The sequence below is a fragment of the Nostoc piscinale CENA21 genome, assembly GCF_001298445.1.
Lineage (GTDB): Bacteria > Cyanobacteriota > Cyanobacteriia > Cyanobacteriales > Nostocaceae > Nostoc_B > Nostoc_B piscinale_A.
The window spans coordinates 454,483-478,163 of sequence record NZ_CP012036.1; the positions used below are offsets into that span (position 1 = coordinate 454,483).

22 protein-coding genes are annotated in these 23,681 nt (G+C 42.5%); 11 read left to right on the top strand and 11 right to left on the bottom strand.

What is annotated here, in order from left to right; all coding sequences use genetic code 11:
* The first annotated feature begins 85 nt into the window (after positions 1 to 85).
* The gene (gene aroH / locus ACX27_RS02010; RefSeq protein WP_062287729.1) at positions 86 to 502 is read left to right on the top strand and encodes a chorismate mutase; all 417 of its coding nucleotides are present in this window, start codon (positions 86 to 88) and stop codon (positions 500 to 502) included.
* 273 nt (positions 503 to 775) lie between these two features.
* The gene (locus tag ACX27_RS02015) at positions 776 to 1,636 is read left to right on the top strand and encodes a hypothetical protein (protein WP_062287733.1); all 861 of its coding nucleotides are present in this window, start codon (positions 776 to 778) and stop codon (positions 1,634 to 1,636) included.
* Between the two features lie 45 nt (positions 1,637 to 1,681).
* On the opposite strand, the gene ACX27_RS02020 is transcribed toward ACX27_RS02015, so the two are convergent.
* The gene (locus tag ACX27_RS02020) at positions 1,682 to 3,532 is read right to left on the bottom strand and encodes an aspartate kinase (protein ID WP_062287737.1); all 1,851 of its coding nucleotides are present in this window, start codon (positions 3,530 to 3,532) and stop codon (positions 1,682 to 1,684) included.
* A 187-nt stretch (positions 3,533 to 3,719) separates the two neighbouring features.
* Positions 3,720 to 4,349, bottom strand: a complete 630-nt coding sequence (locus ACX27_RS02025) for a DedA family protein (protein ID WP_062287740.1) — start codon at positions 4,347 to 4,349, stop codon at positions 3,720 to 3,722.
* 560 nt (positions 4,350 to 4,909) lie between these two features.
* On the opposite strand from ACX27_RS02025, the gene ACX27_RS02030 reads away from it, so the two are divergent.
* Positions 4,910 to 5,263, top strand: a complete 354-nt coding sequence (locus tag ACX27_RS02030) for an STAS domain-containing protein (protein WP_062287743.1) — start codon at positions 4,910 to 4,912, stop codon at positions 5,261 to 5,263.
* Between the two features lie 187 nt (positions 5,264 to 5,450).
* On the opposite strand, the gene ACX27_RS02035 is transcribed toward ACX27_RS02030, so the two are convergent.
* Positions 5,451 to 6,011, bottom strand: coding sequence for an Npun_F5560 family protein (locus ACX27_RS02035; RefSeq protein WP_062287746.1), 561 nt, complete (start codon positions 6,009 to 6,011; stop codon positions 5,451 to 5,453).
* Between the two features lie 307 nt (positions 6,012 to 6,318).
* Positions 6,319 to 6,645, bottom strand: coding sequence for a 30S ribosomal protein S6 (gene rpsF / locus ACX27_RS02040; protein ID WP_062287749.1), 327 nt, complete (start codon positions 6,643 to 6,645; stop codon positions 6,319 to 6,321).
* A 520-nt stretch (positions 6,646 to 7,165) separates the two neighbouring features.
* On the opposite strand from rpsF, the gene ACX27_RS02045 reads away from it, so the two are divergent.
* Complete coding sequence (locus tag ACX27_RS02045) at positions 7,166 to 7,939, top strand: fumarylacetoacetate hydrolase family protein (protein WP_062287752.1); 774 nt, start codon at positions 7,166 to 7,168, stop codon at positions 7,937 to 7,939.
* Positions 7,940 to 8,010: 71 nt separating this feature from the next.
* Here the strand turns inward: ACX27_RS02045 and ACX27_RS02050 are convergent, their stop codons facing one another.
* Positions 8,011 to 8,487 carry a Tic20 family protein gene (locus tag ACX27_RS02050; protein WP_062298079.1) on the bottom strand — a complete coding sequence of 159 codons (477 nt, stop codon included), beginning with the start codon at positions 8,485 to 8,487 and terminating at the stop codon, positions 8,011 to 8,013.
* An 80-nt stretch (positions 8,488 to 8,567) separates the two neighbouring features.
* Positions 8,568 to 8,765, bottom strand: a complete 198-nt coding sequence (locus ACX27_RS02055) for a hypothetical protein (protein WP_062287755.1) — start codon at positions 8,763 to 8,765, stop codon at positions 8,568 to 8,570.
* Positions 8,766 to 9,302: 537 nt separating this feature from the next.
* On the opposite strand from ACX27_RS02055, the gene glyA reads away from it, so the two are divergent.
* The 4 genes from glyA (at position 9,303) to ACX27_RS02075 (ending at position 14,131) form a co-directional block, all read left to right on the top strand.
* Positions 9,303 to 10,586 carry a serine hydroxymethyltransferase gene (glyA, locus tag ACX27_RS02060; protein WP_062287758.1) on the top strand — a complete coding sequence of 428 codons (1,284 nt, stop codon included), beginning with the start codon at positions 9,303 to 9,305 and terminating at the stop codon, positions 10,584 to 10,586.
* 315 nt (positions 10,587 to 10,901) lie between these two features.
* A complete protein-coding gene (locus tag ACX27_RS02065; protein WP_062287761.1) occupies positions 10,902 to 11,948 on the top strand; it encodes a glycosyltransferase family 4 protein in 1,047 nt (348 codons plus the stop codon).
* 207 nt (positions 11,949 to 12,155) lie between these two features.
* A complete protein-coding gene (locus tag ACX27_RS02070; RefSeq protein WP_062287764.1) occupies positions 12,156 to 13,406 on the top strand; it encodes a competence/damage-inducible protein A in 1,251 nt (416 codons plus the stop codon).
* Between the two features lie 110 nt (positions 13,407 to 13,516).
* Positions 13,517 to 14,131 (top strand): hypothetical protein, encoded by a 615-nt coding sequence (locus ACX27_RS02075; RefSeq protein WP_062287767.1) that lies wholly within the window; start codon positions 13,517 to 13,519, stop codon positions 14,129 to 14,131.
* Between the two features lie 43 nt (positions 14,132 to 14,174).
* Here the strand turns inward: ACX27_RS02075 and ACX27_RS02080 are convergent, their stop codons facing one another.
* Positions 14,175 to 14,591, bottom strand: a complete 417-nt coding sequence (locus ACX27_RS02080) for a hypothetical protein (protein ID WP_062287769.1) — start codon at positions 14,589 to 14,591, stop codon at positions 14,175 to 14,177.
* Between the two features lie 591 nt (positions 14,592 to 15,182).
* On the opposite strand from ACX27_RS02080, the gene ACX27_RS02085 reads away from it, so the two are divergent.
* A complete protein-coding gene (locus tag ACX27_RS02085; RefSeq protein WP_200929899.1) occupies positions 15,183 to 16,754 on the top strand; it encodes a hypothetical protein in 1,572 nt (523 codons plus the stop codon).
* Between the two features lie 107 nt (positions 16,755 to 16,861).
* Here the strand turns inward: ACX27_RS02085 and ACX27_RS02090 are convergent, their stop codons facing one another.
* On the bottom strand, positions 16,862 to 17,272 hold the full coding sequence (locus tag ACX27_RS02090) for a hypothetical protein (protein ID WP_062287773.1): 411 nt from the start codon (positions 17,270 to 17,272) through the stop codon (positions 16,862 to 16,864).
* 33 nt (positions 17,273 to 17,305) lie between these two features.
* Positions 17,306 to 19,393 (bottom strand): NAD(P)/FAD-dependent oxidoreductase, encoded by a 2,088-nt coding sequence (locus tag ACX27_RS02095; protein WP_062287775.1) that lies wholly within the window; start codon positions 19,391 to 19,393, stop codon positions 17,306 to 17,308.
* A gap of 162 nt (positions 19,394 to 19,555) precedes the next feature.
* Between ACX27_RS02095 and ACX27_RS02100 the strand changes: the two genes are divergently transcribed.
* A complete protein-coding gene (locus ACX27_RS02100; RefSeq protein ID WP_062287777.1) occupies positions 19,556 to 19,789 on the top strand; it encodes a hypothetical protein in 234 nt (77 codons plus the stop codon).
* 382 nt (positions 19,790 to 20,171) lie between these two features.
* Here the strand turns inward: ACX27_RS02100 and ACX27_RS02105 are convergent, their stop codons facing one another.
* Entirely contained in the window at positions 20,172 to 20,789 is a 618-nt protein-coding gene (locus ACX27_RS02105) for a Uma2 family endonuclease (protein WP_062287779.1), read from the bottom strand.
* 152 nt (positions 20,790 to 20,941) lie between these two features.
* Positions 20,942 to 22,576 carry a citramalate synthase gene (gene cimA, locus ACX27_RS02110; protein ID WP_062287783.1) on the bottom strand — a complete coding sequence of 545 codons (1,635 nt, stop codon included), beginning with the start codon at positions 22,574 to 22,576 and terminating at the stop codon, positions 20,942 to 20,944.
* A gap of 458 nt (positions 22,577 to 23,034) precedes the next feature.
* On the opposite strand from cimA, the gene ACX27_RS02115 reads away from it, so the two are divergent.
* Positions 23,035 to 23,505 (top strand): hypothetical protein, encoded by a 471-nt coding sequence (locus ACX27_RS02115; RefSeq protein WP_062287785.1) that lies wholly within the window; start codon positions 23,035 to 23,037, stop codon positions 23,503 to 23,505.
* Positions 23,506 to 23,681 lie beyond the last annotated feature (176 nt).

The following is a 23,681-nucleotide window of genomic DNA, read 5'->3' on the forward strand; positions in this document are numbered from 1 at the left end:
TTGGTCATTAGTCATTTGCCCTTTGTTAATGACTTTTGACTTTTGACCTTTGACTTTTGACTTTTAAATCAGGAGGATTTTTGGCGTGGAATGGCAAATGCGAGCAATTCGTGGAGCAACAACTGTTTCAGAAAATACAATTGAAGCCATGCGAGAAGCAGTGACAGAACTGCTAGATGAACTAGAACAACGCAATAAAATTCAACCACAGGACATGATTAGCGTGACTTTCTCGGTCACACGCGATTTAGATGCGATTTTTCCTGCCGCGATCGCCCGCACACGTTCTGGCTGGGATAATGTAGCAATGTTGGATGTACAGCAAATGTACGTTGAAGGTAGTTTACAACGTTGCGTCCGTTTCTTAATTCATGCTTATTTGCCAGTCTCTGCGCCAATTCACCACATTTATTTACGTCACGCTTCTAATTTACGTCCCGACTGGAGTTTACCTCAGACCTTACATACATCACAGCCAGCAATTGAGATCCTGAACTCCTAACTAACTCAGCAGTTGCACAAAATTTTGTCAGCAAGCCCTAAAGGACTTCCAACTTAAAAAATATACTATCACTGTGTAGGCAGAGAAGCAGGGGGCAGGGAGCAGAGGGAAAAATAGCGATGTCTTCTCTCGGAAATTGGATAATTTATTTTCAGCAAGCCCTAATTAGTCAATATTTTAAAAATGTGATGATTGCCGTGGGATCACTCATGACAGGCTGTTGCTCAGTACGGTAAAAGAGTTGTAATCGAATTGCTATAAACGCCAAATAGCTTGAACATCAACTTATTCAAACGTAACCAAAATCAAGTAACTGCGACCAAGCGTCAGTTCCTGAAGGCGCTACGTCGGCGTGATACTGCGGCTATCCAAAGCTTATCCATGCGATCGCAAAATATAATCGGCGAAGAAAAATTAACACAGATCGTCGATGAAGCATTGCGTGAGTGCGATGCTGAAAGCCACAGTTGGTTTTTTACTAATTTTTTAGGGCAATTTAGATATCAACAGATGCAGCAAGCTGCTCAAAACAATGTCTTTCATATATTAGTAACCGCAGGTTTAGAACCGGGAAAAGACTTTAGTTTTGGGCTAGATGGTGAGATGATTGTCAGCGATCGCGCCAAGCAAATCTTACTCGATCACCTCCCCCAAGAACAGCGAAAATTGTTTGCGGCACAATTGCAAGTCTCCACAGTGGCAGATCCAATTGTGGCTATTGAAAAGCAATTGGGTTGTCCGTTTTATCAAAATTTAACTAACATTGCGGCTGATAAAGTCAAGAAACTGAGTAACGAGCAAGCTGCTGCTTATTTAGGAGTTTTACTGGCTGGTTTAGTCAAGCGCCATCCAGCCCTGCAAGATGTGGATTTTCCCACAAAGTTTATTTTGAATACTCTGCAAAGCTTACCACAGCAGCGAGCCACAGCCATATTAAACGATCCAGAAACCAATCCGCAGTTTGATGAAGTAATTATCTTCCAAGATTTATTAGCCGCAATGGCAGAACCGGAAACCAGCGAAACAGAAAATTGTAATAGCCTAGAACAACTCAAAAAACTCGATAGAGTTTGGTGTGGTGAATATCGCCTTGCCGAAATCGTCGCCAGCCTGGAAGAGTTATCTAGGGAATAACAAATCCCCAGATAAAATTATGTCAAACTTTGATTATGGCTGAGTTTATGCTGGGACTACGAATTTCTCACTACCGGCGAGATCAAAGGCTGCATGAATCACTTGTAAAGCTTTCACGCCTTGTTCTTGGGCGACAACACAACTAATTTTAATTTCTGAGGTAGCAATCATTTGAATATTGATTTGGTGTTGCGCCAACGCTTCAAACATTTTGGCCGCTACACCTGGTTGTCCTACCATACCTGCACCGACAATACTAACTTTAGCGATCGCACTATCTAACACAACTTCACCCCAGCCTAATTCTGCTGCAACTTGAGTTAGCAGTTTTTGAGCAGTTTCCCCGTCCATCCGTGGAACTGTAAAAGCAATATCTCGTTTGGGAACACCATCAATGATGCGACAGCGTTGCGATTGAATAATCATATCAACGCTGATATTGTGCTTTGCCAATATGCCAAACAATTTCGCCGCCATCCCTGCTTTATCTGGCACTTGACGAATCGCCAAACGCGCTTGGTTCATATCTAAAGCAACACCGCGTACAGGGGAAGAAACGGGGCAGGGAGCAGGAGGTGGGGGGCAAGGAACTACCTCTTGCTCTCTAGTGATTGTCTCCTCTACTTCGCCTTTGGCTGGGATTTCAAAGGCGTTACTGAGTGCAGCCACGGCGCGATCGCAGTCTGTTGCATTTACTAAACAGCTGACTTTGACTTCGCTGGTAGAAATCATTTGAATGTTTACCTCTGCTGCTGCGAGGGTGGCAAACATTTTAGCCGCTACCCCAGGACGGCCAATCATACCTGCGCCAGAAATGCTGACTTTGGCAACGTCTTGCTCAATCATCACTTCGGCTTCGTCTGATTTGGGGTTGGCTGGATTTCTCAGTGCAGGTGCGATCGCTGATGCTACTGCTTCTGCCCGTTTTAATATCGGTGTGGTGACTGTAAAGGCAATATCATTGCTATTACCTTCATGGATTGATTGAATAATTAAGTCTACATCGACATTTTGCCGAGCAATTTCCCCAAATAACTTAGCTGCTACCCCTGGTTTATCCGGTACACGCAATAAAGCGACTCTGGCTTGGTTAGTGTCAAACTCTACCGCATCCACAGGACGGGCAATTTCTAGATTGATCAGCGATCGCTCTTGGGGTTTAGATGATGTTACCCAAGTACCAGGGTCATCTGTCCAACTAGACCGCACTACTAAAGGTACACCATAGTTTCTAGCGATTTCTACTGAACGTGGATGTAATACTTTCGCTCCTAAGCTTGCCAGTTCTAGCATTTCATTACAGGTAATCGCATCCATCAACTGGGCTTCGGGAACTAAGCGGGGATCTGTAGTTAAAATCCCTGGTACGTCTGTATAAATTTCACAAAAATCTGCTTGGATGGCTGCGGCTAAAGCCACGGCTGAAGTGTCAGAACCACCACGTCCCAAGGTAGTAATTTCTAACTCTCCGGTGCTGGATATGCCTTGAAAGCCAGCTACCACAACTACTTTACCTTGCTTAATATGCCGTAATAAGCGGTCTGTTTCGATATGCAAAATCCGGGCGCGGGTGTGTTCTGCTTCTGTCACAATTCCTACTTGTGCGCCAGTCATGGAAATTGCTGGTTGTCCAATTTCTTGCAATGCCATACTCAGTAAAGCGATCGTCACTTGTTCCCCAGTAGACAGCAACATATCCATTTCCCGGCGGTTAGGATTTTGAGAAATTTCGCTGGCTAGTTTAACAAGTCCATCTGTAGTTTTCCCCATTGCGGAAACCACCACAACCAAAGAGTTTCCGGCTTTAACTGTTTTAGAGACACGCTGTGCAACAGCTTGGATACGTTCGACTGAACCGACAGATGTACCACCGAATTTCTGAACTATAAGCGCCATATCTTTGTCTTAAATGAAGTTTGCCTACTTTCATCAAAACTCCTACCGGGTTAGGAAGCTTTGAAGGCATTAGCAGTAGTTATTTAGTTTACAGAAAATAGTGGGAAGTTTGAAATTTTCATAAAAATAAAAGGCAAAAGTCAAAATTATTTCTTTTGACTTTTGCCTTTTTACTTTTTACTTATATTTATTCGCCTGCTGCACGCTTAACTTGTCGGGATTCCAACCATAAAGGGATAGCAATCACAGCGACTAAAATGACTAAGGCTGCGATCGCAAATTGGCTTACCCAAGCAACTAATTGTTCTAAAGAAATTACTTTGCCTGCAAAAAAAGCTAATGTCACCATCACAGCAGCCCAGGTGGTTGCTCCTGCTAGGTTATATAAGAAGAATTTTGGAAAAGGTATTTCTGCAATTCCAGCTAATGGAGCCGCAAAAATTCGCAACAATGCGAAAAACCTACCAAAAAATACAGCTTTAATAGCATTTTGACTAAATTGCTCTTTAATATTTAGTAATTTTTCTTCAGAAATCCTAAATATTTTCCCGATTTGCAACAGGAAAGGCCAACCTCCCAGTCTCCCAATCCAATAGCCGCAAGCACCCCCAATCACAGCACCTGCAACTGCATCACCCACAACTAACCAGTAACTTAGTTCATCACTACCAGCTAGAAACCCACCGACAAGGGTGACGGTTTCACCAGGAAGAGGAATGCCCAAGTTTTCTAGTAAAATTCCCAAAAAAATTGCCCAGTAACCATACTGGTGAGCAAATTCCTGGATGTTTTCTAGTGAAATAAATTCAAGAGACATCCCGCACCGCCGCCTTTACAATTTTTTACCTTTACTCTATCTTGGCGTGTTTGTGGCTGGAGTGTCAATCAAAGTACTGTTTTACCATTACGCATAAATATTTTCTGTGGAGACTGGGTGTCAGGGTGAAGGGATTTAGGGGTGTATGTATCTCAAACCCTTACACCCTACACCCTTTCACCCTTTCCCCAACCCCTGATTGTCCGTTTTTATGCGTAAGTCATAGATATTTATAACTTATTTGGTATTGACTATTATGCTTTTAAGCTTCGATAACACAGTTGCATAGTATCTCAAACAAATCTATAAATTTTTTATGAAAAATTTACAAAAATCTCGCTAAATTATGAAAATCTTGTAAAAGCTACTATTGATACTGAATTTACTAGGCGTTTGTGCCTATATTTAGAAGAGTTAGTACAAATTATACGACATGAATACGTAAGCTAATTCGATCAAGTTCCCAGTACTTGTAAATTAGCAATTTTTCATTGTTGAAACCGTGCAGTATTGATGTCAATTTTCATTTTGTCCAGTAGTTCAACTACCCAGATAAATACATGACTATCGCACAAAAATTGCAAGTGGTTTTATTCAAACCCCAAGGGAGCATAGACTTGCAGGGTGGTATGGCTCTTAGCCAGAGCATGGCAGAAGTAGTACCCCAGCCTGATCAACTTTGGGTCATTGACCTCGCAGACGTAGATTTCATGGATAGTTCTGGTTTAGTGCCGTTAGTTAAAGCACTGACAACAGCCCGACAATGTGGTTGTCGATTAGTGATTTGTAATGCCAAAGCGCCTGTAAGGTTAATTTTAGAACTGACCCAGTTGGATTCGGTTTTTGAAATTTTTAACACTTACGAAGAAATAACCAATGTGATTAATCAACAGCTTTTGCCACTAGCAAGCTAATCTAAAAATATAGCAAGAAAAAAATTGTTAGTGTCTACCAAGAGCAATTATCTTGTGAACAAATTGATAGTGATCGCTAGATTGCTGTAGAGCTAAAATTTCGCACTTGTACAAAGTAAATAAAATAAAAGTCTCAACTTAGGAACAGTAAAGACTTTGAGAGCCTGTAATCGCAGGCTTTATTTTTTTAAGCATTTTGTACTGCTGAAACATTTCCTTGTCCTGTGGTGGGGCGAGGAAAGTTCGGTAAGTCAATACCGCTGTGACTGGAATGACGAGTTTTCAGCGCCAAACGATAGCTGACGCTTTGCAGTTCTGCTTGCAGTTTGCGATTTTCTCGTTGCAAAATAGCAACTTTTTCTCTGATGGGAGTCATCCGTTCCTCAAACTTCCGACGATAAATTTGAGGTAATTCTTGTACTACCTGCTCCAACATCCGGCTGCGGTCTGTTAACTCTTGGACAGACTGGCGCAGTTGATAAATCTCGCCATCACGAGTGGCGATTTGCTCTTGATAAAAAGTTACCTGCTGCTCAACAGCTTGTAATTGTTCTCGTAACGCTTGCAACTGACTTAAATCGCGCTCTGATTCAGAACGCTGGGGCATAAAATTAGCATTGCCCTTCACCAGCCGGAAGAGTTCTTGAGATAACTGCTGCACTAATTGGTCTCGCAGTTGCAACTCTTGGCGCAATTGCGACACTTCCTGAGAGAGAGCTTGGATGTTGGGTATGTCAGTTTGGCTCACAGTGGCTTACAGCTCCCGTTGACGAATCTTGGATCATCTTAGGTATAACGGCGATCGTACTGCCTTTGGCAAGTACTTGTTAATTTAGCATTCCCAACCGAAGCACAAAAAAGTCAAAGGTAAAAAAAAATTTTTGTTTTACTGAGTTTAGTACTGAGTTTTGTAGTATAAATACTCATTACTCAGTACATAAATTTATGTCTTTAGTACAGCATGACGTAAATCAAGCAATTGAAATAAGTGCAACGCTAAGAAGAAAAGCACTCTTTCTTTTTACTTTTGCCCTTTTACTTTTGCCTTTCTGTAACTAGGCAGTTACGGCAACTTTTTCTGCTGCTGGTGCTGCAACTTCTTGCTTAATGGTCAAGTAGCGAATTACTTCTTCACTCAAACGCATCGCACGTTCTAAAGGAGCAACAATGGTTCCTGTCCCGGTGTAGTTCATTTGGATGTAGATTCCATCCCGTTGCTTTTTGATTTCGTAAGCCAGACGACGCTTACCCCGATTTTGAATTTCAATATTTTCGGCACCTTGCTCTTGAATCAAGGTTTGGTATTTAGCGATCGCTTGATCTACCTGCTCATCATTGAGATCAGGACGCAGGATATACATTGTTTCGTAAACTGTGGACATGAGTTGAAAATCTCCTTTTGGACAAGTTGGCTGCTTGCGTTAAATGATACAAATATCCCTAGAGAATATCCGTATACTTCAACATCTGAAGCAACAAGGAATTATAATCTTACCAGTTTTTTATATGAATCATCAGCAAAATCTGCCGAAATTCGTACTTTAGCAAAAATTTATTTTATGGATGAGAAGGAGTCAATGAGAGGAAAAGGGGCAGAAAGCAGGGAGCAGAGGGGAAGACGGACGGATGTGGGAATCTGCCCTGTATAAGTATCCTGAAAGGACGGGGATGGTACCCATTTTCGGCTCGGCTCTATGCAGGGTAACTGGGTAAATTCTCCCCTCTGCTCCCTGCACCTTTTCCCCTTGCCTCTTCCGGTAAACAACCGCAAATTAATTGATCTATTGGCTGAATCAACAGGTATGCTTCCCAAAGGGGGCTATTAACTCCTGGCTCTCATGGCTGAAAATTCTTTAGTGCTTACGGCTTTTAATTGCAGACAATAAGGATATTATCAAGGTTATGGCACAGCGTTATGTGCGAGTTCAAAATCTAGAAGGCAAAATTTATTATGGGTTGCTCCAACTATCTCTGAATGTGCAGGTGTTGGACGCGCCGCCTTGGTTACAAGGACAACCAACAGATTTAGTTTTAGCGCCCGATAGTTACCAAATTCTGTCGCCTTGCGCTCCCTCAAAAATAATAGCGGTTGGTAAGAATTATGCAGACCACGCAGCCGAGATGGGAACACCTGTGCCGAGTGAGCCATTGATTTTCCTCAAACCGCCAACATCAATTATTGCGACTGATGCTAACATCAAATATCCCATTCAGTCTCACAGAGTTGATTATGAAGGTGAATTAGCCCTGGTAATCGGCGATCGCGCTTGTGACTGCACCCCAGAAGAAGCCCAAACTAAAATTTGGGGTTATACAATCGCCAATGATGTGACAGCGCGAGATTTACAACAAAAAGATGGTCAATGGACTAGAGCCAAGGGGTTTGATACCTTCTGTCCCCTCGGCCCTTGGATTGTCCGAGAATTAAATCCAGGTGCGAGATTGCAGACTTTCATCAATGATGAGCCAAATCCCGTGCAATCTGCGGGGATTGATCAGATGGTTTTTCCTCCTGATGTTTTGGTATCTTACATCAGTAAAGTGATGACCCTGATGCCAGGGGATGTGGTATTGACAGGTACACCATTAGGTATTGGCCCCTTGCATATAGGCGATCGCATCCGGATCGAAATTGAAGGCATTGGTCGTCTAGAAAACACCATCGTAGCCAGGTAATTAGTGCTGAGTGCTGAGTCAAAAAACTAACCCCTAGCCCCTAACCTCTAGCCCCTAATTCATCCATCCAGCTACCGCACCTGCATATAAACAGCATCGGAAATTGCGGGAATTTCTGCGTAACGTCCCAAAAGCGACTGGATAACTGAATATCCTACTGCTGCTACTATGCCCAGAAAAATAGTGCTGTATAGAGTCTGCAAGGCAAAGCCACCATTAGGAATTAGCCCCACAATATCAGTAAGAATGCCACACAAAAAGATAATAATGTCTAAAAGAATTGCTTGCATGGTGTTGAAACGAATGAAGTGAGAGATATTTTCGTTTCTGACTACTAACAGCCATAAAGCAAAGAAAATAATTAATCCAGCAAATCTTACACGCCTATATAATGACCATAAAATTAATACAGGCCCAAACACAACGGTCAGCGCAGGGAACTGTTGTAATAAAACAAACCCAAAACTTAGTACCTCAATCAAAGGTAGTAAATAAGGTAAACAAGCAAAAATGCGATCAGAAAAGTTTGTCGAACCACGCCAGGCCATTTTGCGTTCTCCTGTGGCAGAATTTTCAGAGTTACTTGAGCCTAGGATAACGCAGTTGTCTAGTCTCCCAGAAACGAAAATCATTGAATTTCGGCAACCCGAAAGCCCATGATACACTCATACTGCTCTGGCTGTTGTTCGGTGAGTTTGCGAATCGCTTGACCACAATGCAGTTGTCCACCGTGCCAACGGGGTTGACCACTCCTATTTGCAAGTACACAAGTCTGACAAACTTGCTCAGGAGCAAGGATTTGATCATCCATTAAAATGACTAACATCCAAAAACCTCCTGTTAATTTCCAAATTATCTATCTTGGTTCAGCTCAAAAAATTTTTGTTGGTAGCTCAAGAACTGCTGATGACAGAATTTACCCAAGCTGTACATCAAAGCCAAATTGCTTTGGTTTAGCTGCGTAGTAGGGCTGTGTTGCTGCTCTAACACTCTTTTTGAGAAAAATGAGGTAATCGCCAAAGATTCCTCAGTGAACCTTAAGTTTATTGTATGTTGAGTCTTTCGGAGATTGAGTTATGGAGTCATAACTCAATACATCAATTTTTAACCCAAGAATGAATAGTGTTTGTTGTATTCTCTAGATAACTGTTAAGTTCATGTTCCAGAAAGAGCTTTATAATAATTAACACATCAATGGGACTTCATCGGGCTGGGAGCTAAGTAATCAATTTTCAGTTACTACCAATAGTGAATAGTCGGCAGTCAATAAATCTGGCAATGTAAATATTTGACTGCGAGTTATTCCTTGGAAACTCAGTCCCAAAAAATACCATTGTCCAAATTTCCACTAAGGATAGTTAAAGTGACTAGGACTAATTCAGATTTTCTTGCATCTTCTGACCCTGCGATCGCCGGATTAATAAATGAAGAACTCCAGCGTCAACGCGACCACCTAGAATTGATTGCGAGTGAAAACTTTACCTCTGCAGCTGTTCTCGCGGCTCAAGGTTCAGTCTTAACTAATAAATATGCTGAAGGACTGCCTGGTAAACGTTATTATGGCGGCTGTGAATTTGTTGATAAAGTCGAGCAGATTGCCATTGACCGCGCTAAACAAATGTTTGGTGCGGCTCATGCTAACGTCCAACCCCATTCCGGCGCTCAAGCAAACTTTGCAGTTTTCCTGACTTTACTCGAACCAGGCGACAAAATCATGGGGATGGATTTGTCTCATGGTGGACACCTGACTCACGGTTCGCCTGTCAACGTTTCGGGTAAGTGGTTCCAAGTCAGCCACTACGGTGTTAGCAAAGAAACAGAACAACTCGACTACGACCAAATTCGAGAGCTGGCGTTAAGGGAGCGTCCCAAGCTCTTGATTTGTGGTTATTCTGCTTATCCCCGGATTATTGACTTTGAAAAATTCCGTAGCATTGCTGATGAAGTTGGTGCTTACTTACTGGCTGATATTGCTCACATCGCTGGTTTAGTGGCTTCTGGCTTACATCCCGACCCCCTTCCTTATTGTGACGTTGTTACAACGACTACTCACAAAACCCTGCGCGGCCCCAGAGGCGGATTAATTTTAACTAAAGACGCAGAACTAGGTAAAAAGCTTGATAAATCAGTTTTCCCCGGAACTCAAGGCGGGCCGTTAGAACACGTCATTGCAGCGAAAGCAGTGGCTTTTGGCGAAGTCTTAAAGCCAGAGTTTAAAACCTATTCTGCACAGGTAATTGAAAATGCACGAGCTTTAGCCACACAACTGCAAAACCGTGGCTTAAAGTTGGTGTCTGACGGCACAGATAACCATTTGATGCTGGTAGATTTACGCTCCATTGGTTTGACAGGCAAACAAGCCGATCAACTGGTGAGTGGTGTAAATATTACTGCTAATAAAAATACCGTACCCTTTGATCCCCAATCGCCCTTTGTTACCAGTGGTTTGAGACTAGGTTCTCCAGCCATGACTACCAGAGGACTGGGTGTAGCAGAGTTTACTGAAATTGGTGATATTATTGCCGATCGCCTACTCAACCCCGAATCAGAAGCAGTCGCAGCTGATTGTAAACGTCGAGTAGCCGCATTGTGCGATCGCTTCCCCCTATATCCCCACCTGCAAATTCCCGTACCAGCACTAGCATAAAGTCAAAAGTTAAAAGTGAGCCACTGCGGTGGACGGGTTTCCCGGCATAAAGGAGACAGTGCCGTGGTGAAGCAGTCCGGTCTTGGGTGTTTCCCCCAGGAGGAACTGCTGAAAGGGTCTCCCGACTTGAGGCAACTGTCGTCAAGTGGCGAATCCGAAGGGTAAAAAGGCAAAAGGATTATTGGTTTTTCCTTTTGCCTTTTACCTTTTAACTTAAAAATCTTCTGCTGATAAACATCGAAAATGTAGTAGATATTAAGTAGAACCCTCCCTCGGCAGAGTTTTGTCTTAACCACTACTTAATTTAAAATACAGATGCCTGCTCAGATTTATCATCTGATTGCCTTCCTAGTCGCAGCCGTAGTTGTTCTCTGGACTACGCCTGATGTAAAAAACATTGGTATAAAAAGTGGAACTGTAGATAAACCTGGTGGTCGAAAAGTTCATGAACGCCCAATGGTACGTCTTGGAGGAGTTTCTATCTTCGCAGGTACTCTTATTTCCTTACTCATTGTTTGGTGGCTAGGTGGATTTGCTAATTTACCGCCTGACAAAGAATGGCAAATTTGGGGCGTTACCTTGGGGGGTTTAGGCTTTTTTCTCATTGGTTTAGCAGACGATTTACTCAATCTATCTCCCTTGGGAAGATTGATTTTACAAGTAATTGTTGCTGCTGGGGCGTGGAAAGCAGGTGTAAGTATAGACTTTATCAAAGTCCCCACAATTGGGATAGTTGACTTGAACTGGCTAAGTTTACCGATTACCGTGATTTGGCTGGTGGGGATGGTAAATGCTATCAACTGGATTGACGGTTTAGATGGTTTAGCTGCTGGTGTGTCGGGAATTGCAGCCATAGTTATGCTTTTGGTGTCCTTATTTATGCACCAACCAGCCGCAGCCTTAATTGCAGCTGCTTTAGCTGGCGCAGCATTAGGTTTTCTCCGCTATAATTTCAACCCCGCCCAAATCTTTATGGGAGATGGTGGGTCTTATTTTATGGGATTCACCCTAGCGGCTGTAGGCGTAATTGGTTTGGTGAAAGTTCCAGCTTTTACCGCCGTAATTTTGCCTTATTTAATTTTGGCAGTACCAATTTTAGATATGTCCGCAGTCATTTTGACTCGCATTCGTCGTGGTCAATTGCCTTGGGTAGCAGATAGATGTCACTTGCACCATAGATTACTACAAGCTGGTTTATCTCATCGCTGGACTGTGTTATTTATTTATACACTCACACTCTGGGTTGGCAGTTTAGCTTTAGCCATAGCTGGTATCCCTAGTGGTATTGCTTATGCTTTTGGTACAACTTCATTGTTAACTTACACCAGTTGGCGAGTTTGGAAACGCTCTCAGCAAAAGTAAAAACTAGCAAGGTAAAAGAAATACAGTATTTTAAATAAGAATACAGAAGTCAGAATTCAGAATTCAGAATTAATAAGTGGAGGAAAAACCACCACTAATGAGCGAAAGACTTAGCTGGGTATTTCAAAGTTTATCCACCCTTCTGACTCCTGACTTCTGAATTCTATTTAGATTAAGCCTGTTTCTTTTACCTTTTGCTTTAATTACATGAGTGCAGAAATTATTTGTGTTGGTACTGAACTGCTATTAGGCGATATCCTCAACAGTAATTCTCAATTCCTCGCCCAACAATTAGCGAAACTCGGCATTCCTCACTATTATCAAACCGTGGTGGGGGATAATCCCGAAAGATTAAAGCAAGTTATTGAAATTGCTATTGCTAGAGCGAATATTTTAATTTTTACTGGTGGTCTTGGCCCCACGCCAGATGATTTAACTTGTGAAACTATTGCAGATTTTTTTGGCGCACCTTTAGTAGAAGATCCAGAAATTATCGAAGATATTACTCAGAAATTTGCTCAACGGGGTCGAGTGATGACTCCTACTAACCGCAAGCAAGCTTTAATTCCCCAAGGCGCTGAAGTTTTACCCAACCCTACAGGAACCGCACCGGGGATTATTTGGCAACCTCGTTCTGAAATTACGATTTTTACCTTCCCTGGTGTTCCTAGTGAAATGCACAGGATGTGGTACGAAACAGCAGTACCATTTCTGCAAAGCCAAGGTTGGGGTAAGGAAATTATTTATAGCCGGAGTTTAAGATTTTGGGGTATTGGAGAATCGGCTTTAGCGGAAAAAGTGTCTTCTTATTTCAACTTACCCAACCCGACAGTTGCACCTTATGCGGGTAAGGGAGAGGTAAGACTAAGAATTTCTGCCAAAGCAGCATCAGAAGCCGCCGCCGAGGAATTGATTGCACCTATTGAACAACAACTGAAAGAAATTGCAGGGTTAGATTGTTATGGTGCTGATGATGATACTTTAGCTTCTGTGGTTGGTGAGTTGTTGCGTTCAGCAGGCGAAACAGTATCAGTAGCTGAATCTTGTACTGGTGGTGGACTGGGGCAAATGTTCACAGAAATTGCTGGTAGTTCTGATTATTTTTGGGGTGGGGTAATTTCTTACGACAACTCGGCAAAGGTGCGGTTATTGGGGGTGAACCCAGAAGATTTAGAGAAATTTGGGGCTGTGAGTCCTGTGGTTGCGGAACAAATGGCAATTGGCGTGAAAAGCTGCTTGGAAACTACTTGGGGACTCAGTATTACTGGGATTGCTGGCCCTGGTGGCGGAACGGATACCAAGCCTGTGGGTTTAGTTTATATCGGTTTAGCCGGGCCGAATGATGAAGTGAAAAGTTTTGAGCATCGTTTTGGGACAATGCGCGATCGCTGGTTTATTCGTCATTTAAGCGCCTGTACAGCCTTGGATTTGCTGCGTCGGCGGTTATTGACGAAGTAGGGAGTCGGGAGTGGGGAATAGGGAGTAGATTTGTTTATAGCTAACTTAGGATTGTTTATCTAAATGAGGTGCATTTCTCTAGTCCCTAACCTCTAGCCTCTCTGAAATATATGAGTAAAATTCCTATCCTCCAACCAAATCAGTCTTACACTTTTAAAAGTTATTTTGAGATGTCATTTGAGCCAGAAGATATCTTGGCTGAATTTGGTTATTCTTTAAAACGTTCTACTCTAAATTTGCCAAAATCAAATGCTGAATTAGACAGATTGATCAATCTCAAATCTCGCATAGAAGAAAGTTTGCCATATATTAGTTTAACTAGTGAAGCAGCCCGGAGAGAGTTATTAATCGCGCCGATTTTATTAGATGTTATTCATTACACCCGCGCTCAACTAAGAATTGAATATCCTTTGACTGTTACAGAACAGTTAAAAGGTTCCCTTGATTACTATTTGCATACTGACCAGAAACTTTTAGTTGTAGAAGCTAAAAATGCTGATTTAGCCAGAGGATTTACCCAACTAGCTGTAGAATTAATTGCTTTAGATACGTGGACTGATTCTCAAGAAGTTTACTTACAAGGGTCTATTTCTACAGGTGATATCTGGCAATTTGGTGTATTAAATCGAGAAAATAAACAAATCACTCAGGATTTAAACTTATATAGAGTCCCTGCGGATATAGAAGAGCTAATTAAGATTTTGGTGGCGATATTGGGTTATTGAAAAAAGAGCGATCGCTTGTGTAGTGCGATCGCTTTTTTAGTCCTCAATCTAGAGTTACTTGTTTAACCGTAATACTCATCATTTGCTGATCTTCACTGTTTGGTGCAATTTGCTGCTTACTCCAAGCTGCTACTTCGGCAAAGCCAAGACGATACAGCCAGTGAATAATGCTATTGATACCGCGTCGGGAACCAATCAGGAGAATTCTGACAGCAGCTTCTAGATATTGAAACAATAAATGGTAATCAGATATATCAGGTAATACTAATTCAACAGCAGCAGTAGTTTCCATGATGCCGAGATGCCATTCTTTCATCCAAATCAACCAATCTCCTCTGGGACATTCGCTCACAGCTAGGAGAAAATTATTTCCATAAGCTTTTGCCCAAAGTAATGCTTCAGATTTATTAGGGATATCAGACGGAACTTTAAATAATAGTTCTACAGTCCTTTTAGCCATTTTGATAATTGTCAGAGCGCGATTAAATACAGCTAATAAAATGTATTTTAATGAGAAGATATCTTAATTTTTATGGAACCCAAAATCATCAAGATTTTGTTGGGTTACGCTGTCGCTACCATTTCTACACCCTACACCCTCAACCTGGTTACTGAGGGCAGTCGAAGTACACACCCTTAATTCCCCTGTAGTCTCACACCCCTGTTCCCTGATCACCAAGGTGTTTGGTAAATTATATACAGCGCAGATATTTATCTAGCGCCTGAATTTTTGCCAGGCAGCTGTTACTACCAAAGATTGTTTACCCAAACCAACCTAGATACTACCTTTGTCCAGCATTTATGCTGAAGTCCGTACACAGTAACATTTGGCATCAAAACCTCATCCAGTCTCAGGTTGACGGTTTATTGGGTCAAAATGTTATAACGTCTTCAATTCTAGATGCAAAATGGGAACACTAGCTCGTAACTAGTGACTCATGCTTGGGAAAAATTCAACTTAGTCTCTAAATTCAAGGCCGAGCGAACAAAGTTGATAAGCAATGCTGAACTGAGCATCGCTGAGTATCTTTAGGTGGATGGGTCAAGAGTGATGAATGAAGCGGACACCTCAAACAACAGGGCTGTGATGGAATCTCTCAATTCTGCTAACTCGCTACAACCAGAGCCAACAAGCTGTCCTTTTTATGCAGTTGTGCCTTCTGAAAATCTGGCTATTAGGCAATTGCCACTCCTCAAACCAGCAGAAGAAACACCACAAGAACTGCAAAATTCTGAAGCTGTGGAAAATGTTACCCCAGAAGACTGGGTAGCAGAACCGCATAGTGAACAACAAGCAGTCATTGATGAAGAATTTCAGAAACTGCTCTTGTTAAATGAAGAACTGCGTACAGCAAACAATGAATTGTACGAACAAGTCGAGCATCTTAAAGATGAATTAGCTGAGTCAGAAAAAGCTTTGCAGTGGCAAAAAAGGCGCTCTAGCGTTACTGAATCAATGCTAAATCAACAAGCTCAAGAACTAATTGCAGCCCAAGAACAAATTCAGTCACTCTTTCAACAGCTAGACACCACAGCACAAACCGTTCAACGTCAAGAAACTTTGATTGAAACTTATAAAGCACAGTTGCAAATTAGTCAGCAACGTCTCGCCCAGTTAGAACGAGAATGTGCCTTATTGCAAACTAGCTATCATGAACAGTCTCAACAAGTGTTGCAGTCAGAAACTACTTGTCGAGAGTTGCGGACTCGCCTGATGCGCCAACAGCGTCAAACCCTGCAATTTAAAGCAGCTTTAGAAAAATGTCTCGAACCACCTACTGCTAACGACGACTCATCCGACGAAACAACAAGTAATAATTACAGCAGTACTACTAAACAAAGCCGATTTTCGAGAAAAGCCCGGTCTTTATTTCCTAACGTACAACCTATTAGACCTTGGTCAGCAGAACCAGAATCTCCGGCGGAAAATGTCGCTCATCCTTGGGGTGAATCTTCCGTTCCACCCGCATCCAGCTATAGTAACCCCACTCCCCAACCCTCATCACCTTGGAACTGGCCGACTCAGGAAGAAACACCCGCAGCTACTGAACCTGATACTTCCACAGAAACCGATGATGAGCCAATTACCTCCGAAACAGATGCACTAGGAGATTCATCAGCCAAACTAGATGAGCAAATAGATAGTCTCATCCAAATGTTTTTTGCTTCTCAACCGGGAACAACACCACCTGTTAACGGTGAAACTAATGTCACCAGTAATCAAACTGAAAAACCTCTTTGGGAAAGTTGGGCAACAGATGAAGCACAGCCAGAAACTACCCTAGAACAGCAATTTGTCGCATTAGAAACAGAAAATCATTCACCGATTACTGTGCCTACAACAGTAATTGAAGAGTCAACAATTTTACCAGATAAAAATTTACCGATTTCTTTTACTGTACCGTTGACGAAGAAGACAACAGAAGAGTCAGAAAATTTTTGGTCAGAAACTACACCAGAAAATACTGAGGAACCATCAGAGACAGAATTACCCTCAGAAACTTTGGTTGATTACAGTAATGATGCTCAATCACCGTCACCAGTGGTTTATCCCCAGCGTCCACCCAAGGGACGTAAATCGTTAGCATCTGTAGAATTGCCAAATTTTCGCCCTAATAGCTAGATATAGAAGGTGATAGGTTTTGTGGTGTCTCAGTTTGATTGGTAATGACAGTTAAGATATTAAGTTTGGTATTGCGATCGCAACACCAAACTTAATTTTTCTTGAGGCTAAACAAATTCTAGAGTTGCCATCTCAAGTACAAATATCCCCAGAATCTTACTTAACTGTTCAATCGACAACACATAATCATTGAAATGATCCATATTCTCATCTGCATCAGAAGTAATTTCTAGTCGGGAATTGCAGGTGGCGATCATTGCTTTGTCTGGATGATTGTGACCAAAGCGATTTGCCATTTCCTGTGATTCTTGTAAAACAGATGGTTCTGTATCTAAATAAATGTACAGTGACCAGCCATCAAAAGTTAATCTCAGACGGTTATCACCCCGTGAAACACTCATTGATGGCTTAGTAGAATCACGATTAAAAAACTGGACAAGCTTGATCTCCGCATCTGCAAGTGTAATATTACAATCAGGTGCTATGAGAGCTAAAGCATTGTAGGAAATTTGAGCCATTCTCAACTCCAAACCGGAATCATTCTTTTTAACTCACGAATTACGAATTGGAATTACTGCTTCTGGGTTGACGGTGGATGTTTGGTTGAGCGATCGCGGTTTACCTGTGGTAATTGCGTAGCGTAATGCTAATAATTGTAACCACAATACCGGGTTTCGAGGTTCCAGCCACGGTTGAATTTGTCCCAGGAAGCGCGGGAACCAAGAACTCAACACAGTACTAACTAAGGCATATTGACTAAAGTTAAAATAACTACCTAACCACCTGAATAAATCTCTAGGGCCAGCTAGTTCCCAAATCCACAACAGCAAGGCGGGGTTTTTCCGGGCGGCTTTGAGTGCGAGGCGGTTAAAGGTGAACCAATCACATCTATCTTTGATGAAATTATCCGCAACTTCTGGCGGTTCACTGGCTAATAACCCAAAGAAAGTATTCAACATTGAGTTAATACGCTGGGGTGGGATAAATTTCCCCGTCGGAACCATCATCCCTTTAGAAAATAGCCAGGTAATTGAGACATTGCTTTGATAAGCGCGAATTTGATTTAAGTGGCGAAAACTTAATAAGTCATGTTTGAGGGCGGTATCTAATAGAGTTGTCAACCTTTCCAAGTTCCGCACCAAAGAACCAAAGCCAGTAAATACCAAGGGAGATTGGAGAGAAGCAGCATCACCGATCGCAATTAATCTATCAAAAGCAACTTTGCGATCGCTACTACTCACACTAAAATGCCCTGGAATATAGCCAAATGTCGGTTTTTTCCACACCAATTTATCCATGTCACAGCGCCGATACTCTGGCAGAATTGTGAAAAAGTCCTCGTACATTTCCAATAGAGAACCGGGGTTGTCGAGGTGGACTTGGTGGTAATGAAACAAATAAATTGTCAGTTCCTCACCCGCGCCGGGAAACAATTCCCAAATCAATTGTCTCCCCCGCGAAATATCACCGTGACTGTACAGCACATCACCATATTGAGAATCCCAAACTTGTGGTTCAAATCCGCCATCCACCACTGCACCCACAGTTGGACAAACACTATCAAAAGCCCGACCACCGTTTAATTGCCATGCAATTGGTGAAGCGGTTCCCATTGCATCGACTAACAACCGCCCAGTTGCTTGCTTTTCTGTTTGACTGGGTAAATGCTGAACTGTAGCGACAACTTGAGAATTATTAATATCTGCGCGGATAAATTCGGTTTCGTCCCAAATCTCACCGCCAGCCGCCCGTAGCTTCTGACCGCACAGCTGCAACCATTTTTCTGAGTCTAGGGCAATATTCAAGACTGTGGGAGTGTGGAGAATTGGCGATCGCAATTTTGGCGGATTATTACCATCAAAAAATTTATTAAATCCGTCTTTATATTCCCTGACAATAATGCTTTCCAACTCGCTGCTTGTCACCAAACCCAGATTTAATAAACTCTGTAATTCATCACGCGAAATATTCCATTCGCGGTTCATCTTGCCAAAAGGTAAACGTTCCACCAACAGCACTTTATATCCCAATTTAGCCATCACCGCCGCATGGACAACCCCTAGTGCGCCACCAATGTAAATTAAGTCATAATCCAATTTTGAATTTTGGGTTTGAGATTTGGGATTGGCAAACACTACCTGACGTGGCGCTTGGGGATGACGCACACCTTCGCGCCAGCGTTGTTCCCACCAATAGGCGCGTGTGAGGTCGTATTTGCCATTCGGCATTTTCTGAAAATATTTAACCGTGAGTGGGTAATATGGCGCTAAAGCTTCAAAAATTGATTGTTGGGATAAATCAATAACTGGTGGCTTGGGGTACTGATGCGGAAAGTGTCGCCTGATTTCTGTCTTAAGACGTAGCAAAATTTCCTTCTCTTGGGGGAAAGGCTGATCTGACCAACGGAAGACCTTTAAATAGGTAGTTCTCTGCACTGACCACACAAAAATTGATAGTTCTGTCGGTAATTTTTCGGAAATAGTCTGGTCAGATGCTGTATAGTCTGTAGGTAATTTCAGGCAGAAGCCATCTGGAGTTAGGGATTTTTCGCCAAATTCTGGTTGAAAATCTACTTGTAGCCATTGACGTACCGCTGCTGTGTCTGGAATTGGCACTTCTAAATAAAGGACTTCTTTCATGTGTCTTTGACATCTCCGCTTAAAATACTCATTTCGGCAGATTTATTAACTGCGAAAATTCCTGTAAACTCCGCCCTATTACTCAAATAAAGATTCTGTAAAGAACTTTTAATAATTTGTCAAATTTTTTTTATTCATTTTGTAACTTTGTAAACCCACGCCATGAATTATCCCATTCCAGATAGCCCTCAAGATATTCTTGCGTTACAACAAAAGCCAGTTGATGAAGAACTTGTAGCTTCTGCGATCGCAGGAGTAATTAAAATTGTCCGTTCTCAAGGTAAATCTTTGGAAGACTTAACCGCACAAGTCCTCGAAGATGATCCATTGCTAGATAGACAGCAACGTCGTTGGCTAAGTCAATTGCTGGCTCAAGCCTGGGAAAGTTTTACTTAAAGGCTAGGGGTTAGAGGCTAGGGAGCAGTTGTGAAAAAAATCACTCTCCCCTTCTTTTTTGAGCCTCTGTGTGAAACAAAACCCCATCCCACAACACCCAATACAGAAAATCTTAGAAGACAAGAACTTTACACTTCATGGAGAGGTTGAAGAGTAACAATAAATTACTTGTAGGACTGACGCAAAAAACCTCTCAAACTCTTATTCCTCCGTGAACTACCGAAGTTTGCTCAACGCGGGGAACCCGCGCACGCAACTTCTCTCTGCGTCTCTGTGGTTAGATTTTTCGTGGCCTGTGCGTAAGCCCTGACTTGTTTAACATTCGATACTCTGATTCATAAAAGATGTCTAATGTTGTTATTTCAAACCTGAAAAGCCAAGATTAGGCAAAACTTTGAAAAATTTGTTCCACAGTCAAATTTAACTCTGGGAAAGTTTGTGAGATGATGCGCTCATTATTTCGGAATTGCTGCACTTGGTATTCCCAATCAACTAGCGAGTAAACCGAGATAGTGGGTTGTTTGGGATTGCCAATAAACCGCCTACCACCTAAAGCCGCATAATCGACAATCCAGTATTCAGGGATGCCTACTGCTTCATAGTCAGCAGCTTTTTTTAAATAATCATCTCGCCAGTTAGTACTCACTACCTCGATTACTAAAGGAATAGACTCAGCTTGGCTGACAGTTGATGCTTTTTTCCACAGAGGCTCATTGACTAAATTAGGCTGATTTAATATCAGTACATCTGGTGAGTAAGCTGATTCGCCTTCCAATGGTTTCACAAAAGCTGTTTTGGGAATGATATAAGGAAATTTTAACCGCCTAATTTCGGCAGCTATCTCCAACATCAAAAAACTGATAACTTCTTCATGATCACCTGTTGGTGATGGCATTTCCACAACTACTCCATCGTGCAATTCATAAAGTCGCTGTGGGTTGTCTGGATACCAAGTGATAAATTCATCAAATGTAACTAGTTTACGTAAGGTTTGAGTCATCTGAGTATTGAGTGCTGAGTATTGAGTGCTGAGTGCTGAGTGGGAGTAGACAAGGGTGAGGGGGTAGACAAGGAAGAAAGAAAAATAGATAGATAGCTACCTTGTCTCCCTTGTCCCCCTTTGCCCCCCAGCCCCCTCCCTACCTCTAATCCCTAAGCCTTCACTGCGGCTTCTGCTTGGCAATGTAATAACAAACCATATTCCAAACCCTCAACTACTGCTTGATAAGAAGCAGCTAGGATATTTGCAGAAACGCCGATAGTTGTCCAGCGTTGATGACCGTTGCCTGATTCTACTAAGGCTCTGGTTTTGGCGGCTGTGCCGGCGTGTCCGTCAAGAATTCGCACTTTGTAGTCGGTTAATTCAAAGCTGGCGAGTTGGGGATAAAAGTTGACTAAAGCTTTGCGTAAGGCGGCATCTAAGGCAGCAACGGGGCCGTTACCTTCGGCGGCTTCTAAGATATTCTGACCGTTGACAGTGACTTTCACGGTGGCTAACGCACTGCTGGTTTCTTTCCCTTCTACTAAGTCACAGTGTACTTGAAAGCCTTTGATTTCAAAAAATTCTTGCCGCGCCCCTAAAGCTTCATACATTAACAGGGCAAAACTCGCTTCGGCGGCTTCAAATTGATAGCCTTGACTTTCTAATTGTTTGAGGCGTTGGAGAATTTGTTTTGCTTCTGGTGTTTGTTTATCTAATTCAATGCCAAAAGTACGGGCTTTGGCTAAGACGTTACTCAGTCCCGCTTGTTCAGAAATGACTATCCGCCGACGGTTCCCGACTGTTTCTGGCTGGATGTGTTCGTAAGTCAGGGGGTTACGTTGCACTGCGGAAACATGCACACCGCCTTTATGAGCAAAAGCCGAACGTCCGACAAAAGGCGCGTGTTCATCAGGCGCAAGATTGACTACTTCACTGACAAAACGGCTGGCTTCTGTGAGTTGAGTAAGCTGGTGTTCTGAGATACAGCTATAACCCATTTTTAGCTGTAAGTTGGGAATTAAAGAACAAAGATTGGCATTGCCGCAGCGTTCACCATATCCATTTATTGTTCCTTGTACCATTGTTGCCCCAGCCATGACAGCAGCTAGGGCATTTGCTACGGCTAGATCACAATCGTTATGGGTGTGGATGCCGATTTGTGGGGTTGTCATTGTTTTTTGACAAGTGACAGATAACAAATGACTTTTAACAGTTGTCACACTTTCGCTGACTTCGTGAGGCAAAGTTCCGCCATTTGTATCACATAAAACTAACCATTCCGCACCAGATGCGATCGCAGCCTCTAATGTTTGTAAAGCATAATCTCGATTATGTTTGTAACCATCAAACCAATGTTCGGCATCGTAAATCACGCGTCGCCCATGTGAGCGAAAATACTCAATAGTATCGCGGATCATGGCCAAATTTTCCTCTAAAGTTGTCTTGAGACCTTCTGTAACGTGTAAATCCCAAGATTTGCCAAAAATTGTCACCCACCGAGAACCAGCAGTTAAAATTGCTTGCAACATTGGTTCAGCCGCAGCGACGGTATTGGGGCGACGCGTAGAACAAAATGCCACAATTTCTGCTTGTTTGAGCGGATCTTCTTGGAGTTGCCAGAAAAACTGAACATCCTTCGGGTTAGCGCCGGGCCAACCACCTTCAATGAAGGGAATACCCAGTTGGTCTAATCTTTTAGCAATGCGTAGCTTGTCTTCAATAGACACCGATAGCCCTTCGCATTGAGTGCCATCCCGTAAAGTTGTGTCATAAAGCCAAATTTGAGGAGAGGGATTTGTGGTCATAAGACAAGATCATGCGAGACAACTGTAGAGGAAATGTGCCAATATACTACAAAAAGCCGGTTCGTTAATTTAAATATGCCCAAAGTACTAACACAGGGTACGAACAATACGTTGGTCTGGCGCTGCATCCCATACTGGATTCAGTTAGATTAAGGCTTGTATGAAGAATTTGGGTTTTAAATTACGAAAAGTTTTGCAACAAAATGGTGTTGATCTCTAAAATGGCGTGCAGAAGCAAAAAACAGTCAGTTAGTTGGTAGTGATGGTATGAGTGTGATCGATAAAGTGATGTGTTGACTGTGAATTAGCGTCACAAAAGCAGCGATCGCTTCTTTTCCATTCTCCTACAATAGACCTGCATTTAGCCGCTCACACAGAGGATTTTACGGATTATTGGATCAGGGATATCGAATAGGAAAGGAAATCAAAAGGTTAGGTTACACAAGGAGAAAAACAATATGGGTAGATGGACACCGCTTATTCTCATGGGTGGAGGCTTGGCAATTTTATTAGGTACATTGCTAGGCATTAACTTTCCAATGGGTGGAGGGCAACAAACTGCCAGTAATAATGCTCCCGGCGGCAAAACCTCACGCGTTCTCCCAGCTAATATTAATGTTAATAGCACTGCCCCCAGCAGAGGTAGCCGTGGCTTAAGCGAAGACAGAGCCAGCACTCCTCAAGAAGATAATGTTCCCACAGAAGCTAGAGGCAGCAGAAGCGTTAGACAGGAAAATTTAAACACCAACACAACTGAGCGCCGAACTAGCGTTGCTCAAAATACAACTCCCAGCGAATCATTTTCAACTCCTGACAATACATCATCAGAGCCAACTACCAGAGAAGTACAATCAACCGAAACTCAATCAACTGATACAATCACCAGTGATAGTGAGTCTACTAGAGAGCCAATTCGGGCTTTGTGGTAGGAAAGGGCAGTGGTTCGGCTACGCTCATCAACCAGGGGTAGGGGAGACAAGGGGGACGAGGAAGCAATCTTTCTACCTTGTCTACTCCCTCTCAGCACTCAACACTCAAAACTCAGCACTCAAAACTAGTCATTGGTTACAAGTTATTAGTTATAAGTTATGTAGTTGTGTACTAA